Source organism: Microbacterium sp. APC 3901, from assembly GCF_030407765.1.
GTDB lineage: Bacteria > Actinomycetota > Actinomycetes > Actinomycetales > Microbacteriaceae > Microbacterium.
The window spans coordinates 74,514-89,833 of sequence record NZ_JASDCU010000001.1 but is presented as its reverse complement, the minus strand read 5'-3'; the positions used below and the strand labels follow the sequence as shown (position 1 = coordinate 89,833).

Sequence of the window (15,320 nt, the reverse complement as noted above, 5' to 3'; positions counted from 1 at the left end):
TCTCAGTTTAGTAGAGAGGGAATGTGAAGTTGTAGGTGACCTGGGAGCCGAGCCGTAACCCGGCTCCCAGGAAAGTGTTACTCGCCGCCCTGGTGCTTCTGGACGATCTCGTCGGCCACAGCGCGGGGAACCTCAGCGTAGCTGTTGAACTCCATCGAGTAGACGGCGCGGCCCGAGGTCTTCGAGCGCAGGTCGCCGATGTAGCCGAACATCTCGGACAGCGGGACGTGTGCACGGACGACCTTGACGCCGGCGGCGTCCTCCATCGACTGGATCTGGCCGCGACGCGAGTTCAGGTCGCCGATGACGTCGCCCATGTACTCCTCAGGAGTACGCACCTCGACCGCCATGAGCGGCTCGAGGAGCGCCGGGTTGGCCCGACGCAGGGCTTCCTTCATACCCATGGATCCTGCGATCTTGAACGCCATCTCCGAAGAGTCGACGTCGTGAGCAGCACCATCGACGATCGTCGCCTTGACGCCGACGATCGGGTAGCCGGCGAGCACGCCGACGTTCATCGCGTCCTGGAAGCCGGCATCGATCGAGCCGATGTACTCACGCGGAATGCGACCACCGGTGACCGAGTTGACGAATTCGTACGTCTTCTCGTCGTCGAGGTCGAGCGGCTCGATGTTGAACTGGATCTTCGCGAACTGACCCGAACCACCGGTCTGCTTCTTGTGCGTGTAGTCGTACTTCTCGACGGCCTTGCGGATCGTCTCGCGGTACGCCACCTGCGGCTTGCCGACGTTCGCCTCGACGTTGAACTCGCGCTTCATGCGGTCGACGAGGATGTCGAGGTGCAGCTCGCCCATGCCCTTGATGGTCGTCTGACCGGTCTCGGGGTTGAGCTCCGTGCGGAAGGTCGGGTCCTCCTCAGCGAGCTTCTGGATGGCGACACCCAGCTTCTCCTGGTCGGCCTTGGTCTTCGGCTCGATCGCGACCTCGATGACGGGCTCGGGGAACGTCATCGACTCGAGGACGACCGGAGACGTCGGGTCGGTGAGGGTGTCACCGGTGGTGGTGTCCTTCAGACCGATGACGGCGTAGATGTTGCCCGCCGTGACCGAGGGAACCGGGATCTCCTTGTTGGCGTGCATCTGGAAGATCTTCCCGATGCGCTCCTTCTTGCCCTTGGTCGAGTTGACGACCGCGGCGCCGGAGTCGAGCTGGCCCGAGTAGACGCGCACGTAGGTCAGACGACCGAAGAACGGGTGCACCGCGACCTTGAACGCGAGAGCCGCGAACGGGTCCTTCGCGTCGGGGTGACGCTCGATGATCGTGTCGTAGTCCTTGGGGTCGTGCGCCTCGATCGAGCCCACGTCGAGCGGGTTCGGGAGGTAGTCGACGACGGCATCCAGCATCGGCTGCACGCCGCGGTTCTTGAACGCCGAACCGCAGAGGACCGGGTAGATCTCGGAAGCCACGGTGAGCTTGCGGATCGCGCCCTTGATCTCGGCGACGGTCAGTTCTTCGCCACCGAAGAACTTCTCGAGCAGAGCGTCGTCGGTCTCGGCGACGGTCTCGAGGAGCTGCTGACGGTACTCGTCTGCCTTCTCCTTGAGGTCGGCCGGGATCTCCTGGACCTCGTAGGAGGCGCCCATGGTGACGTCACCCTTGGAGTCACCGGCCCAGACGAGTGCGCGCATCTCGACGAGGTCGATGACGCCGACGAAGTCGTTCTCTGCACCGATGGGCAGCTGGATGACCAGCGGCTTGGCGCCGAGGCGGTTGATGATGGTGTCGACGGTGAAGTAGAAGTCCGCGCCGAGCTTGTCCATCTTGTTGACGAAGCAGATGCGGGGGACGTTGTACTTGTCGGCCTGACGCCACACGGTCTCGGACTGGGGCTCGACGCCCTCCTTGCCGTCGAACACTGCGACAGCACCGTCGAGGACGCGGAGCGAGCGCTCCACCTCGACCGTGAAGTCCACGTGACCGGGGGTGTCGATGATGTTGATCTGGTTCTTGTTCCAGTAGCAGGTCACGGCGGCAGACGTGATCGTGATGCCGCGCTCCTTCTCCTGCTCCATCCAGTCGGTGGTCGAGGCACCGTCGTGGGTCTCGCCGAGCTTGTGGTTGACGCCCGTGTAGAACAGGATGCGCTCGGTGGTGGTGGTCTTGCCGGCATCGATGTGAGCCATGATGCCGATGTTCCGAACCTTGCTCAGGTCGGTGAGCACGTCTTGTGCCACAGGAGTGTCCTTATCTTTTTGGCAGTCGTACTGCGAAGAGTGGGTGCCTGCCCCCGGCGTGTGGCCGGGGGCAGGCGAAGCTGTTTACCAGCGGTAGTGAGCGAACGCGCGGTTCGACTCGGCCATCTTGTGCGTGTCCTCGCGGCGCTTGACCGCTGCACCGAGACCGTTCGACGCGTCGAGGATCTCGTTCTGGAGACGCTCGGTCATCGTCTTCTCACGACGACCCTTGGCGTAGCTGACGAGCCAGCGCAGCGCGAGGGTGTTCGCGCGGTGCGGCTTGACCTCGACCGGAACCTGGTAGGTCGAGCCACCGACGCGGCGGCTCTTGACCTCGAGAGTCGGGCGCACGTTGTCGAGCGCCTTCTTCAGAGTGGCGACGGCATCCTGACCGTTCTTCGCCTCGACGCCCTTGAGGGCGTTGTAGACGATCGACTCGGCGAGCGACTTCTTGCCGTCGACCAGGATCTTGTTGACCAGCTGGCTGACGATCGGAGCGCCGTATACCGGGTCGTTGACGACGGGACGCTTGGGGGCGGGACCCTTACGAGGCATTGGACTCAGCCCTTCTTTGCGCCGTAGAGGCTGCGAGCCTGCTTACGGTTCTTGACGGCCTGGGTGTCCAGGGCGCCACGGACGATCTTGTAGCGAACACCGGGGAGGTCCTTGACACGACCACCACGGACGAGCACCAGGGAGTGCTCCTGGAGGTTGTGACCCTCACCCGGGATGTAGGCGGTCACCTCGGTGCCGTTGCGGAGCTTCACACGAGCGACCTTGCGCATCGCCGAGTTCGGCTTCTTCGGGGTGGTGGTGTAGACGCGGGTGCAGACCCCGGCCTGCTGCGGGTTCGACTTGAGTGCAGGCGCCTTGGTCTTGGTGACCTTGGGCGAGCGACCCTTGCGAACCAACTGCTGAATGGTTGGCACGTTCTCTCCTCATAATGCTGCACGGTGACAGCGTGATGGGTTTCACATCAGTGACCCACCGGCACGCCGGAATCGACGAGCCTTTGTGGTGGTGGGTATGCCGTGGGGGCGGACCGGCATGGTGCCGACGCCCAGCGCGCACGTCGAGACGTGCACACACCTGATCAAGTGTAATGCCGCGTAACGTGGTGGTCAAATGAGGGCCGGTGTTCACCCCCGATCAGCGCAGGTCGCGGACGCGCGCTGCCACGCCGCTCCCCTCCCCCGTCCGACGTTCGGCGGTGACCGCGATGATCAGCAGTACCGCGCCCATCACCGCGAGCGTGATCCACCACGGCATCGACTCCACACCCCGACCGATCTGCACCGAGAACACGAACACGTTCTCGATCGGCAGCACGACGAGGCCGAGCAGGAACGGGGCGGCGAGTCGCTCGCGGGAACCCACGAGGATCGCGATCAGCGCGAGCACCATCACGAGAATCGCCCGCCAGGTGAGCGGGTCGGTGAAGGTCGAGACGATCGACGCGATCATCATCGTGACGATGCCCGGCGCGAGCAGCGCCCACGACCCCGTCCAGCGACCCGGCCAGCTGTCGATCGTGGGTCGCGCGACAGCCCGCTCCGACGGCTGTCGACGCAGGGCGATCGCGCCGGCGAGCAGGAGGAACGCCCCCAGCGGCAGCGAGAACCACTCGACACGCAGATCCCGCGGGCTCCACGCCACGACAGCGGTCACGAAGGCGATCGCGAACAGGAACCACACCGGCGGCGCCGTCGTCTCTCGCCGTGTCACCCGGTGTGCGGTGACGACGGTCGCCACGAGGTAGCCGAGCATCAGCATCCACATCGGCCAGACCGAGAACCAGTCGCGCTCGATCGCGGACCAGGTGCCGACCGCGAGGGCGAGCGCGGCGGGCGCTCCGAGCCACCTCGTGGTGCGCAGCACCGAGCGATCGGCGGCTGCGCGTCTGATCCCGCGGCCGGCGAGCATCAGCGCCGCGGCGCCCACGGCGCTGACGCCGAAACAGCAGAGGAAGAGTGCGAGACCGTGCACCGAGGGCAGGTCCCCGCCCAGTCCGATGCGGATGCCCTGGAGCGGCCCGACGGTCGCCGCGAGTGCCGCTGCCACGAGGATGGGTATGCGCAGTGCACGCACGCGATTCAGGCGGGATCCCGCTCGCACCCGGACCAGCAGGATCTCGGATATCAGCAGAGCCCATGCCGCGGCGAGGAGACCCCCGACCCGCCACGCGAGAGCGGGCTGACCGTCGTCGAGCCCTGCAACGGCGACGGTCGCCAGCAGCGGGGCGACGGCAAGGAGGAGCCCGGCGGAGAACAGCGCCGTCGAGCGGTGTCCGCGGAGCGTGAGGAGCAGCCCGACGAGTGCGGCGCCGAGAGTCGGCGGCAACAGGTACGCCTCGAGCACCTCGACGCCCGCGATGCCCCAGGTGCACCACAGCGCACCCGTGAAGGCGGCACTGGCCACCACCCACGAGTGACGGCGAGCGGCGAAGAGAGCGGCGGACACCGCTCCGACGCCGATGATCAACAGCACGAGCAGTGCCGTGCCGAGCCCGGCGGCGTCGCGCGCGAGTGCGAGCGCCGTCGCGATCGCCCCGGTGAGCAGCGCCGAGGCCTCGATCGCGACGCGAGCGGCGTTCATCGTGCGGGCGGAATGCCCGCTGGCGGCGAGCACGTCCGTCACGAGCGACGAGGAGGCGAGGGCGAGTGCGACCACGACTGCCACGATCGGCAGGACGATCGGGGATCCGCTCGAGGCCAGGAACTGCGCACCGAGGCACACGATGACCACAGACAGCGTGGGCACCAGCATCCCGGCCGCCACCGTGCGGACCAGCGGCGTGAGCCCCGGCCGACGGGTGAGGAGCAACGTGATCGCCAGCACGGACATCAGCCCCGTCGACAGCGCCGTCCAGCCGCTGCGCTCGATGACCACCTGAAGCACCCCGATGCCGAACGGCACAGCCGAGACGACCAGGATCGCCTGCCAGGAGCGGGCGCCGATCGCGGTCAGATACGTGGCTGCGATCGCGACCACCAGGCCAGCGGATGCGGTGAGGCACAGCTGTGCGATGCCGTCGACCCCGCTCTCTGCGAGAGCCGTCGCGACCAGGACCAGGCCGTAGGCGAAGCCGGCACCGACGTAGAGGAATCGCCAGCGCGCAGGACGCACCGCGGCGAGGGCGGCGACAGCGAGAAGCGTCGCCGCCCCCGCTGTCGGGACGATCGACGGCTCGCGCCAGGCCACCATCACGGCCGAGGCGAGAGCCAGATGGGCGGCGACGAGCAGGATCGGGCCGACGCTCTTGCCCGCCATCCGGCGCGGCATCCGGCGAGGCATCCACCACAGCATGGCCGAGATCGCCAGGACCATGCCGATCAGCACGGCGACGGATGCCGGCAGCACGAACAGCCCGCTGCACCCGAGAACGAGCATCGCGACGGCGGCGAACGCGATCGCGAGTCGAGACGCGGGCACGGCGAAGAACCGCGCACCTTCGCGTTCACGGGCGAGCACGGCGTAGACGGCCAGACCCCCGCCGACCGCGGCGAGGCCGATCGGGCCTCCCCAGCCCGCGATGCCTCCCTCGGTCAGCGGGGGAATCTGTCGGAGGAAGGCGATCACGGTGGTCCCGCCGGTGATCCCCGCGAGCATCAGCAGCACGGCTGACGGCACGGCGAGCACGGTCAACGCGCCGGCGACCGTGTATCCACGCGGCACCCGGGACGGCAGCGGCACCAGCACCCCCACCAGGACCAGCGCGACGGATGCCACGGCCGGAGCGATCGCGAAGTGCCACGACGTGTCCAGGTCCCGGATGCCGGAGATGCCGTAGACGGCGAGCATCAACGCCGCGGACCCTGTCGCGCCGACGACGTACGACCACAGGGGCCTGAGCATCCGCCGTGCGGCGATCACGGCGTGCGCGGCGATGAGCAGCAGCAGTCCGCTCGCCGTCGACAGCGTCATGCTCATGTCGCCGTCGATCCTCACCAGCAGCAGGAGGGCGCTCACGACGGCGACCAGCTGCACCGCGACGAGAGTGGTGCGCTCGACCACGGGCAGCCTGAGCCACTCGACGATCGCGCCCGCGAACGCGACACCGATCGCACCGACGGCACCGGAGAGCGCCGTGCCGCCCGCAGCACCGAGCATCGCCGGGGCGACCGACAGCGCCACCACGGCGACCCACTGCCAGACCCGGATGTCGAAGCGCCTGCCGGCGCCGAGCACCGCGAGAGAGGCGACGGCAGTCGCGACCGCCGCGGTGCCCCACGGATCGATCTGCGGAGCCGCGAGCTGCGCGACCGCGTGCACGTCGAGCCCCGCGAACACGAGCCCGAGGCCACCGACCGCTTCGGCGGAGAAGCGCAGGCCTCGGCGGGACAACAGCCAGGCTCCACCGAGGAACAGCAGAGTGATGAGCCCGACGATCACGCTGCGCACAGCGCGGTCAGCGAGGTCGGGGTTGAAATAGGTGAAGACGATGGCTGCGACGGCGAAGAGCCCTGCCCCGGCGGTGGCCAGCACCGACTGCAGCGTCGCACTGCTCTGCGCCGGTGCCTCGGCACTCCGCGCTCCCCCGCCCGGCGGTTGTGGCGACGACGGCGGCGCCCCCGCCGCCTCCGCCGGAGACGGTGCGTCGGACAGGGGGATGGACACACGGGTGGCGACAGCCGCGTGAACGGTCGGGACGCGACGGAGAGTCTCGTCGCGCGCGCGGATGGCGACGGCGGCCGCGAGCGACGCCTTCCAGATCTCGATGCCCACAGGGCCGCGAAGGTCGGAACCGCATCGCGCGCAGCATCCGCCGTCCAGTGGCCACTGACACACCGGGCAGGTCCCGCCGTCGAGCAGATACCGCGCGACCGCTTCACCCCAGGTGATCGACGAGGCCTCAGCGCTCGGGGTCGATGCGACGGTCATCGCTGCTCCTCGGAGTCGGGGACCCAGCGCAGGATGTCTCCGGGTTGGCATTCGAGCACGCGGCAGATCGCCTCGAGCGTCGTGAAACGCACCGCCTTGGCTCGACCGTTCTTGAGCACGGCCACGTTGGCCGGGGTGATGCCGATCGCGTCGGCGAAGTCCTGCACGCTCATCTTCTTGATCGCGAGCTGCACGTCGAGGTCGATGACGATCGGCATCAGACGACCTCCGACATGTCCTGCTCGAGTTCGAGAGCCTTGCGCAGCAGACCTCGCAGCACGACCACGAGCAGCGCGAGCGCGGCGCTGACCACGATGCCCAGCACCGCGAGCAGCGAGAGAGACAGAGACACGGAACGACTGGCGACGATCACCAGGTACGACGCGAGGATGACCACCCCGGCCGCGATGAGAGCGCCGAGGATGATGTCGACGTATCGGAACGCCTCGACACGGAAGATCCGATCGTCCTGCACGAGCGAGAGCAGGAACCAGATGCACACGAGCGTCACCTGGATCAGCGCGAGGAAGAGCACGGCGCCGATGATGCCCGGAACCTCGAGCCAGGCGACGTCGGGATTGCGGACGGCCGTGATGCGGGCCACCTCGGGGATGACCAGGGTCTGGCTCGCCAGCAGGAGTGCGAGCAGAACGATGATCAGCGCCTTGAGAACGCGAGTGACACGAGGATGCATGGTTGCCCTATCGATCGCCAATGGGTATCTATCGAAAAACGATACCCAGCGGAGATGGCTCATCGCCAGCGACGCTCGCAGCTCTCAGCGGATCCGCAGGCAGAGTGCCGGGTGCGCGTGCGAGACCGGAGCCGGTCGGCCCACGAACCGCTACGACTGATCTGCGTCGAAAGGGGAGTCGAGCGAGTCGGTGAGCTCGGCCAGCAGCGCCTCGATCTGCGGCTCGACATGCTGCGAGATCGCGGCCTGGATGTAGATGCGATGGCGCAGCAGGATGCCGCAGATCTCGCGGCCGACCATGTTGGCGTACTCGTCGGCGAGCGCGACCTCCTGCCGCAGGGCGACCTTGGCCTCATCGCTCAGCGGGGGCAGGGGCGGCAGGTCGGCGACGGCCTCGTCGGCCATGCCGGCGATCGTGAAGAGGAACGGCGCGCCCGGAACCGGCTCGGGGTCGAGCGGCAGCCCGTCGAACTCGGGATCCAGACCGTCGGCCGGGCGATAGCTGCGGGCCCGATTCCGCGCGGCCTGTTGATCGAGTTCACGCTGCAGCATCGGCAGGTTCCTGGCGGTGTACTCGGCCACGGCGTGATCGACGATCGTCTTGATCCGCGTCGAGAGTCCGTGCTGCACACCGTGTGGTGTGTTCGAGCCGATACCCGCCGCAGACAGGATCGGCGACCCCAGGCAGCGTCGACAGGGCGCGACCCGACCACGATGGGTCGCCGGCTCCCAGCGCGGCACCCAGCGCAACCAGGCGTCGACGGCCTGGTCGACCTGCGTCTCCAACGAGCGCTCCACACCTAGAGCGTACGGCTCGGGCGCCGCTCACGCGGAGATTTCCGCGTCACGGCGGGGCGTCACTCGTCTTCGTCGCGTTCCCACGGCCACTGCGGATGCTGCGCACGCGTGCGCCGGAGTGCGATGCCGCCCCAGGCCGCGATCACCGCGGCGGCGAGGAGCACCGCGCTCGCTCCCCCGCGCACGAGATCGCCCGCCACGACTGTCGCGACGATCATGTCGCCTCGCACGGCGGCGACCGCGATCCACACGACGACCAGGTGCGCGAGTGCCGTGGCCAACGCGACCGCCGGCGCAGACACGAACGACGGCTGCGCCCGCCGCAGCGACGACCGGAGCGACAGCGCGAATGTCACCACGGCGGCCAGCATCCCGATCGCACCGGGCAGCGGCCCGAGACCTCGGACGGCGATGATGTCGCTGTCGGTCACGATGCTCACCGCACCGAGGCCGAACACCGCGAGGGCGAAGAAGCCGATCGTGGCGAGCACCAGCGCCAGAATGACCGAAACCCCCGCGGACTCGGGTCCGCGGGGGTTCGGCGACGACATGTTCGTGACTACCTCGCCAGCGTGGGGCCGGCTTCGAGCGTGCGCTCGTACTCGCGCTGCGCCTCGGCGTTGAGCTCGGTCTTGCGCGCACCGCTGCGGGCGACCCAGGCGCCGAACCAGATCGTGAGCTCACGGGCGAAGACGAATGCCGCGATGGCGAGCGGGTGGAAGAGCTGCGCGCCGATGAGTTCGCTGCCCTCGCGAGCGGTCAGCAGCCAGAACGGCGCTTCGAAGAGCGCACCGAGGATGTGCCCGCCGTAGGCGACGAGACCGACGATGATCCCGAAGACCACCCAGAGTCCCCAGCGTCCCCTGTTGATGAAGGCACCGAGCAGCCAGAAGCCGAGGAAGAACCCGACGACCGGAACCCAGTATGCCCAGGTCATCAGAGGAGCGAGGGCGGCTTCGCCGATGTTCTCGCCCGTGATGTCGCCCGCGACGGCTCGGAGGCCGAGCGTCGCACCCAGGTAGAGGATCGCGAAGGCGATGGTGGCGAGCAGACCGATCGCGCCCGCGGTCCCGCGGTTGCCGCGTTCGCGGGGCGGCTCGGGAGCCTGCACGAAGATCGGCTGCTGCTGGATCGGAACGACGGCGGGCTCGGCAGGCGCCGGCTCCGAAGGGACGATCCGGGTCTCGGCGTGATCGGTCGACGAGTACGCGGCTCCGGCCAGCGCGGACTGCTCGTGCGCGGCCGGCGTCGTGTGCGCGGCGGTCGCGTCAGCATCCGTGTGCGAGTACTTGGTCGTGTCGGCATCCGTGTTCCACGACTTCGTCGTGTCGTCTGCGTCGTCGAGGTACTTCGGGTCGTTGAGCTCCGGCGTCGCGAAGGTGCCGGGGTGGTCTTTCTCTGCAGCCTCGAACGCGGCGACATCGGGGTCGACTGCGGGCTGGGTCTGTGTCGTGGCCGACGTCTCGTTCGTACGGTCCGCGGGCGCGCGATGCACGCCTGCACTCGCTGCGGCGGCGTCGTCGAGTCCAGCGTTCGCGCTGTCGACGACGTCGTTGACGTCTTTCGGCCGCTCGGGCTGGGGAACCTCGGGGTCACTCATGGGTGCGCCTCTCATCGGATGTGTGCTCTGCGAGATTACCGCCGCCCGACCGCGCCCCGACGGAGGCGTGCCGACGTGTCGCCCAGCCCGTGATCACGCGCCTCGCTCTCCCGACGCGACGGCGCCGCTATCGAAGAGTGGCGCGGAGGACGTCGCCGACGAACGACGCGACGACCGGCACGATCGGCATCGAGAACCAGATCAGCGCACCCACCACCCCGATGCACAGCACTGCGGCGATCCAGCTGATCGCCACGTTCCGCCCCGCGACACGTGTCATGCCATCACGCTACGACCGCTGATGCCGCGCCCGGCATCGCAACGCCGGGATCGGTGCGACCATGACCCTCGATCAGCCCTTGGTCGCGCCGGCCGTCAGCCCGCCGACGATGTACCGCTGCAGGAACAGGAACAGGATCATCACCGGGATGGCCGCCATCACGGCTCCGGCCGAGAACGCCGACCAGTCCGCGTAGCGCGGGTTCGCGACGAGCTTCGTCAGGCCGACGACCAGGGTCTGCTGGTCGACGTCGACGAGCATGACGCTCGCGATCACGTACTCGTTGACCGTGCCGATGAACGACAGCAGCGCCACCACCGCGAGGATCGGCGCGACCAGAGGCAGGATCATCGTGAAGAAGATGCGGGCGTGACCGGCTCCGTCGATGCGGGCGGCCTCGTCGAGCTCCATGGGCAGGGTGTTGAAGAAGCCGTACATCAGGTAGGTGTTCACTCCGAGCGCGCCGCCCAGGTAGACGAGGATCAGGCCCGTGTGGGTGTTCAGGCCGATGGCGGGGAACCAGTCCCCCAGCGTCGACATCAGCAGGAAGATCGCCACCACCGCGAGCAGCTGCGGGAACATCTGCACGACCACGATCGTGACGAGGCCGATGCGACGGCCGGCGAAGCGCATGCGTGAGAAGGCATATGCGGCGAGGGCTCCGATGAAGACGGTCACCGCCCCGGTGACCACTGCGATGATCAGCGTGTTCAGGAACCACAGTCCATAGGGGTTCTGCGGATCGCTGAGGATGCGCACGTAGCTGTCGAACCCGAACGCCGAGAACAGCTGGTTCGAGCCGGTCAGCGTGCCGTTCGGGTTGAGCGAGGCCGAGACGACGTACAGCAGCGGGAAGAGCGCGAAGGCGCTCACGACGATGGCGACCACATGGCGCCATCCGGTGTCTGCGAACCACGCGCCGAAGCCACGACGACGGGGCGCGAGGTTCTGCGCGACGGCGACGGGGCGGGCAGTGCCGGTGTCCGTGATGCTCATGTCAGTTCAGCTCCTCGAGGGCCTTGGTCTTGCGGAAGCTGATGATCGAGATCGTCGCGACCACGATGAAGATCAGGATCGTGAACGCGGAGGCGAGACCGTAGTCGCGGGACTGGCCCGTGAACGCCACCTTGTAGACCATCGATATCAGGATGTCGGTGTGTCCGACCGGGATGCTGACGTCCTCGAAGCGCGGCCCGCCCTTGGTCAGCATGTAGATCAGGTTGAAGTTGTTGAAGTTGAAGGCGAACGACGAGATCAGCAGCGGCGCGACCGTCACGAGCAGCAGCGGCAGCTTGATGCGGCGGAACACCTGCCACGGGTTCGCGCCGTCCATGACGGCCGCCTCGTTGACGTCCTCGGGGATGCCCTGCAGAGCCCCCATGCACACGAGGAACATGTAGGGGAAGCCGAGCCAGAGATTGACCAGCAGCACCGACACCTTGGCGAGGTTCGGGTCGGTGAGCCACGGGATGTCCGCTCCCCCGAAGATCACCTGGTTGATGAACCCGAAGCTCTCGTTCATCATGCCCGCCCAGACGAGAGCCGACAGGAACGCGGGGAACGCGTACGGGAGGATCAGGATGATCCGGTAGCCGTTGCGGAACCGCATCCGCGTGTTGTTGAAGACCAGCGCGAGCAGCAGCCCGAGGAAGAACGTGGTCGCGACCGAGAGCACCGCGAACACGAACGTCCAGATGGTCACCGAGATGAGCGGACCACGGATGTTCTCGTCGGTCACCGCGCGCACGAAGTTGTCGAACCCGACGGTGGTCTGCCATCCGGGCAGCAGCTCTGCGCCGTCCTCGGCGATGAACGACCCCTGCCCGGTGTCGGAGTAGACGGCACCGGTCGTCGTGTCGGTGATGGTGTCGGCACCCGCGTCGTACTCGAGCGTCGAGACGTACAGGTAGCCCTTCTGACCGTCCGGGGCACGCAGGCTGCCGTCGTTCGGGTCGTCGCTGAACGGCACCGAGAGCTTCTCGAGCTCTTCCGACAGGGTGAAGACCTTCGCGAGCGGCAGCGTCGTCCATCCCTCGACGGCGACGGCCTGGCCACCCTCGAAGTCGGCGTCGACCTCTTGCAGCGGCTGCTCAGCGGTGCCGAGCAGCGCGTCACCCGATTCGGGGTCGGTCACGAGCAATCCGTAGGTTCCGAGCTGCTCGACGACCGTGACCGGATACGTCGCCGAGTCCTCGACCCGCTCCTGGGCCGAGGCGAGGAGCGACGAGATCGCCTGGTCCTTCGTGCCGTTGTGCCCGGTGCCGTAGTTCGTGAAGCCGATGTAGCCCGTGTAAAGCAGCGTGAACACCTGGAAGATGATGAGGAAGATGATGCCCGGGGTCAGGTACTTCGCGGGGATGCGCTTGCGCGAGAAGTAGATGTAGTTGACGAGGACCGTGACGGCCACGACCAGGCCGAGCACCAACCACTCCTGCTGGCTGAACAGCACGAATGCCGCGTACAGCGCGATGGCGTCGACGATCGCCAGCAGCAGGATCTTCAGCAGCATCCATCCGATCGGCCCGGATGCCGCCTCGGCGATCCCGGCGGCCTGGCGCTGGCGCTTGGTCAGTGGAGCCGTGGGCTCTTCGGTCAGTGTCATCTCGTCCCCGTCGTCGAGCTGCCGGGGCGGACGAGGTCCGCCCCGGCAGGGATTGTGCTGGGTGTCTTACTTGATCGCTGCGGTGACGTCGTCGACGAGCTTCTGCCACGTCGACGCCGGGTCGGAGCCGTTGATGATCGCGGCCTCGGCCACGCCCCAGAACTCCCAGACCGAACCCATCGCGGGGATCGCGGGCATCGGGACGGCATCCGCACCGACGGCCTGGAAGCCGGCGATGATCGCGTCGGACGCGGCGGTGTCAGCGGCGGCCGTGAGTGCGGGCAGGATGTTGCCGGCCTCGAACAGCGCGAGCTGCACCTCTTCGGTGCCGATGTAGTTCACGAGGAAGTCGTTCGCGGCGACCTTGTTCTTCGACTCGGAGCTCACGAAGAACCCCTTGACGCCCGCGAACGGCGAAGCGGTCTCTCCCGTGGGGCTGGGGATCGGGTCGATCGCCACGTTGATGCCGGCATCGGTCGCTGCACCGACGTTCCACGGGCCGGTCAGCCAGAAGGCCGCGGTGCCGTCGAGGAACTGCTGCTTGGCGATCTCACCGTCGATGTCGGTGTTCAGCGTGCCCGCTGCGCCCTGAGCGGCGAGCCAGTCGGCGAATGCCGTGCCGCCCTCGCTGCCGAGCTGGAGGTCGGCGGCGTCGTAGCTGCCCGAGTCATCGGTGCCGAAGACCGGGGCGCCGAATGCCGTCTGGAACGGGTACAGGTGGTAAGGGTTGCCCTCGGTGCCCTGCTCGACCACGAAGGTGCCCTTCGAGACCATGTCGTCGAAGCTCGTCGGGGCGGCGGGGACCATGTCGGCGTTGCGCAGCACGGCGATGTTCTCGACCGCGTAGGGAAGCATGTAGACGGTGCCGTCGTACGTCGCGGCCTGGAGTGCGACGGGCAGGTAGTCGGCCGACGAGTCGCCGAGCTCGAGCGGGGCGACGACGCCGTTGGTCGACAGCTCGCCGAGCCAGTCGTGCGCACCCATGACGACGTCGGGGCCCTTGCCGGTCGGCACCTGCTGGATGAAGTCGTCCTTCATGTCGTCGACGGACTTGCCCACGAGTTCGACCTTGACCCCGGTCTTGTCCTCGTAGGAATCGGCGGCGCTCTGCAGCGCCGCGACCCGCTCCGCGTCGACCCATACGGTCAGCGTTCCGCTGTTCTCGCCCTCGGCCGAGTCGCCGCCATCGGTCGCGGTCGAGCAACCGGCAAGCGTAAGAGTCGAAACGATCGCGATGACGCCGGCGGCGACGATGCCCCTCTTGTTCACCTTCATTGGTGTGTGCCTCTCTGAAGTGCTGGTGACCTGCAGGACTGCAAGCGCTTACAGTATGCAACGAGAACGCTGAGAATGGCAATGCAAGAAGCCTTCGATATCAAGCTGTGACCGCGGAATCCGGGGTGAGGCGTGATGGAAGCGCTTCCAAACAAGCGTGAAAACGGCCGTGCCGATACACTTTGCTTATGGCTGACAGTTCCTTTGACATCGTCTCGAAAGTGGATCACCAGGAGGCCGAGAACGCCCTCAACCAGGCGCGCAAGGAGATCGAGCAGCGCTACGACTTCAAGGGCACCGGCTCCTCCATCGCCTGGAGCGGCGAGCAGATCCTGATCATCGCCGGCACCGAGGAGCGCGCGAAGGCCGTTCTCGACGTCTTCCAGTCGAAGCTCATCAAGCGAGGCATCTCGCTCAAGAGCCTGGAATCGGGTGACCCCTTCGCGAGCGGCAAGGAGTTCCGCATCGTCTCGACCCTCAAGGACGGCATCTCCTCGGAGAACGCGAAGAAGATCAACAAGATCATCCGCGATGAGGGACCCAAGGGCGTGAAGAGCCAGATCCACGGCGACGAACTGCGCGTGCAGTCCAAGAGCCGTGACGACCTGCAGTCCGTGATCTCCCTGCTGAAGGGCTCGGACCTCGACCTCGACCTGCAGTTCATCAACTACCGCTGATCTCTCCGTTCGAAGGGGGGACGGATGCCGAGGCATCCGTCCCCCCTTTCTGTGCCCTCAGATCCCATTCCGATATATGGGCGGGAGTGCCCGAGACTGGATGCAGTCGCGTCCCGAACGCGACAGACGATGCGGCGATGCATGACGCGCTGCCGAACCACGGCTCCGCGCTTCGCGGATCGCGGTTCCCGCCTTGTGGGGACTGGGCGCAGTGCAGCTCCGTGCGCGCCATCGTCTGTGGCCGGCGGGTGTCCCAACACCCGTCGGCCACAGAAATCACCCGTACCGAACTCTGCGACGACGCCCCGAGGGCGAGCG

14 protein-coding genes are annotated in these 15,320 nt (G+C 67.3%); 1 reads left to right on the top strand and 13 read right to left on the bottom strand.

Translation table 11 applies throughout. The features are described 5' to 3' along the window. Positions 1–77: 77 nt before the first annotated feature. From fusA to QMA07_RS00370, 13 genes are all read right to left on the bottom strand, one after another. Positions 78–2,195, bottom strand: a complete 2,118-nt coding sequence (fusA, locus tag QMA07_RS00430) for an elongation factor G (protein ID WP_140037915.1) — start codon at positions 2,193–2,195, stop codon at positions 78–80. A gap of 84 nt (positions 2,196–2,279) precedes the next feature. Further along, positions 2,280–2,750: a 30S ribosomal protein S7 gene (gene rpsG, locus QMA07_RS00425; RefSeq protein ID WP_042538706.1), complete on the bottom strand. Its 471-nt coding sequence runs from the start codon at positions 2,748–2,750 to the stop codon at positions 2,280–2,282. A gap of 5 nt (positions 2,751–2,755) precedes the next feature. After that, positions 2,756–3,124 (bottom strand): 30S ribosomal protein S12, encoded by a 369-nt coding sequence (gene rpsL, locus QMA07_RS00420; protein ID WP_042538704.1) that lies wholly within the window; start codon positions 3,122–3,124, stop codon positions 2,756–2,758. Between the two features lie 220 nt (positions 3,125–3,344). Next, positions 3,345–7,076, bottom strand: a complete 3,732-nt coding sequence (locus QMA07_RS00415) for a hypothetical protein (protein ID WP_290159114.1) — start codon at positions 7,074–7,076, stop codon at positions 3,345–3,347. Then, positions 7,073–7,294: a helix-turn-helix transcriptional regulator gene (locus QMA07_RS00410; protein WP_290159113.1), complete on the bottom strand. Its 222-nt coding sequence runs from the start codon at positions 7,292–7,294 to the stop codon at positions 7,073–7,075. The genes QMA07_RS00415 and QMA07_RS00410 overlap by 4 nt, the downstream gene beginning before the upstream one ends. Next, a complete protein-coding gene (locus QMA07_RS00405; protein ID WP_290159112.1) occupies positions 7,294–7,770 on the bottom strand; it encodes a DUF2975 domain-containing protein in 477 nt (158 codons plus the stop codon). Before QMA07_RS00405 ends, QMA07_RS00410 begins: the two co-directional genes overlap by 1 nt. A 150-nt stretch (positions 7,771–7,920) precedes the next feature. Next, positions 7,921–8,568, bottom strand: coding sequence for a spermidine/putrescine ABC transporter substrate-binding protein (locus tag QMA07_RS00400; RefSeq protein WP_290159110.1), 648 nt, complete (start codon positions 8,566–8,568; stop codon positions 7,921–7,923). 59 nt (positions 8,569–8,627) lie between these two features. Next, the gene (locus tag QMA07_RS00395) at positions 8,628–9,119 is read right to left on the bottom strand and encodes a hypothetical protein (protein WP_290159108.1); all 492 of its coding nucleotides are present in this window, start codon (positions 9,117–9,119) and stop codon (positions 8,628–8,630) included. A gap of 8 nt (positions 9,120–9,127) precedes the next feature. Further along, positions 9,128–10,168 (bottom strand): ABC transporter, encoded by a 1,041-nt coding sequence (locus QMA07_RS00390; protein ID WP_290159107.1) that lies wholly within the window; start codon positions 10,166–10,168, stop codon positions 9,128–9,130. A gap of 127 nt (positions 10,169–10,295) precedes the next feature. Then, positions 10,296–10,448, bottom strand: coding sequence for a hypothetical protein (locus QMA07_RS00385; protein WP_290159106.1), 153 nt, complete (start codon positions 10,446–10,448; stop codon positions 10,296–10,298). A gap of 72 nt (positions 10,449–10,520) precedes the next feature. Beyond that, a complete protein-coding gene (locus QMA07_RS00380) occupies positions 10,521–11,444 on the bottom strand; it encodes a sugar ABC transporter permease (RefSeq protein WP_290159105.1) in 924 nt (307 codons plus the stop codon). Position 11,445: 1 nt separating this feature from the next. Next, positions 11,446–13,050 (bottom strand): ABC transporter permease subunit, encoded by a 1,605-nt coding sequence (locus QMA07_RS00375; protein ID WP_290159104.1) that lies wholly within the window; start codon positions 13,048–13,050, stop codon positions 11,446–11,448. 66 nt (positions 13,051–13,116) lie between these two features. Further along, entirely contained in the window at positions 13,117–14,325 is a 1,209-nt protein-coding gene (locus QMA07_RS00370) for an extracellular solute-binding protein (RefSeq protein WP_290159103.1), read from the bottom strand. A gap of 188 nt (positions 14,326–14,513) precedes the next feature. Here QMA07_RS00370 and QMA07_RS00365 point away from each other — a divergent pair, with 188 nt between their 5' ends. Beyond that, a complete protein-coding gene (locus QMA07_RS00365; protein WP_290159101.1) occupies positions 14,514–15,002 on the top strand; it encodes a YajQ family cyclic di-GMP-binding protein in 489 nt (162 codons plus the stop codon). Positions 15,003–15,320 lie beyond the last annotated feature (318 nt).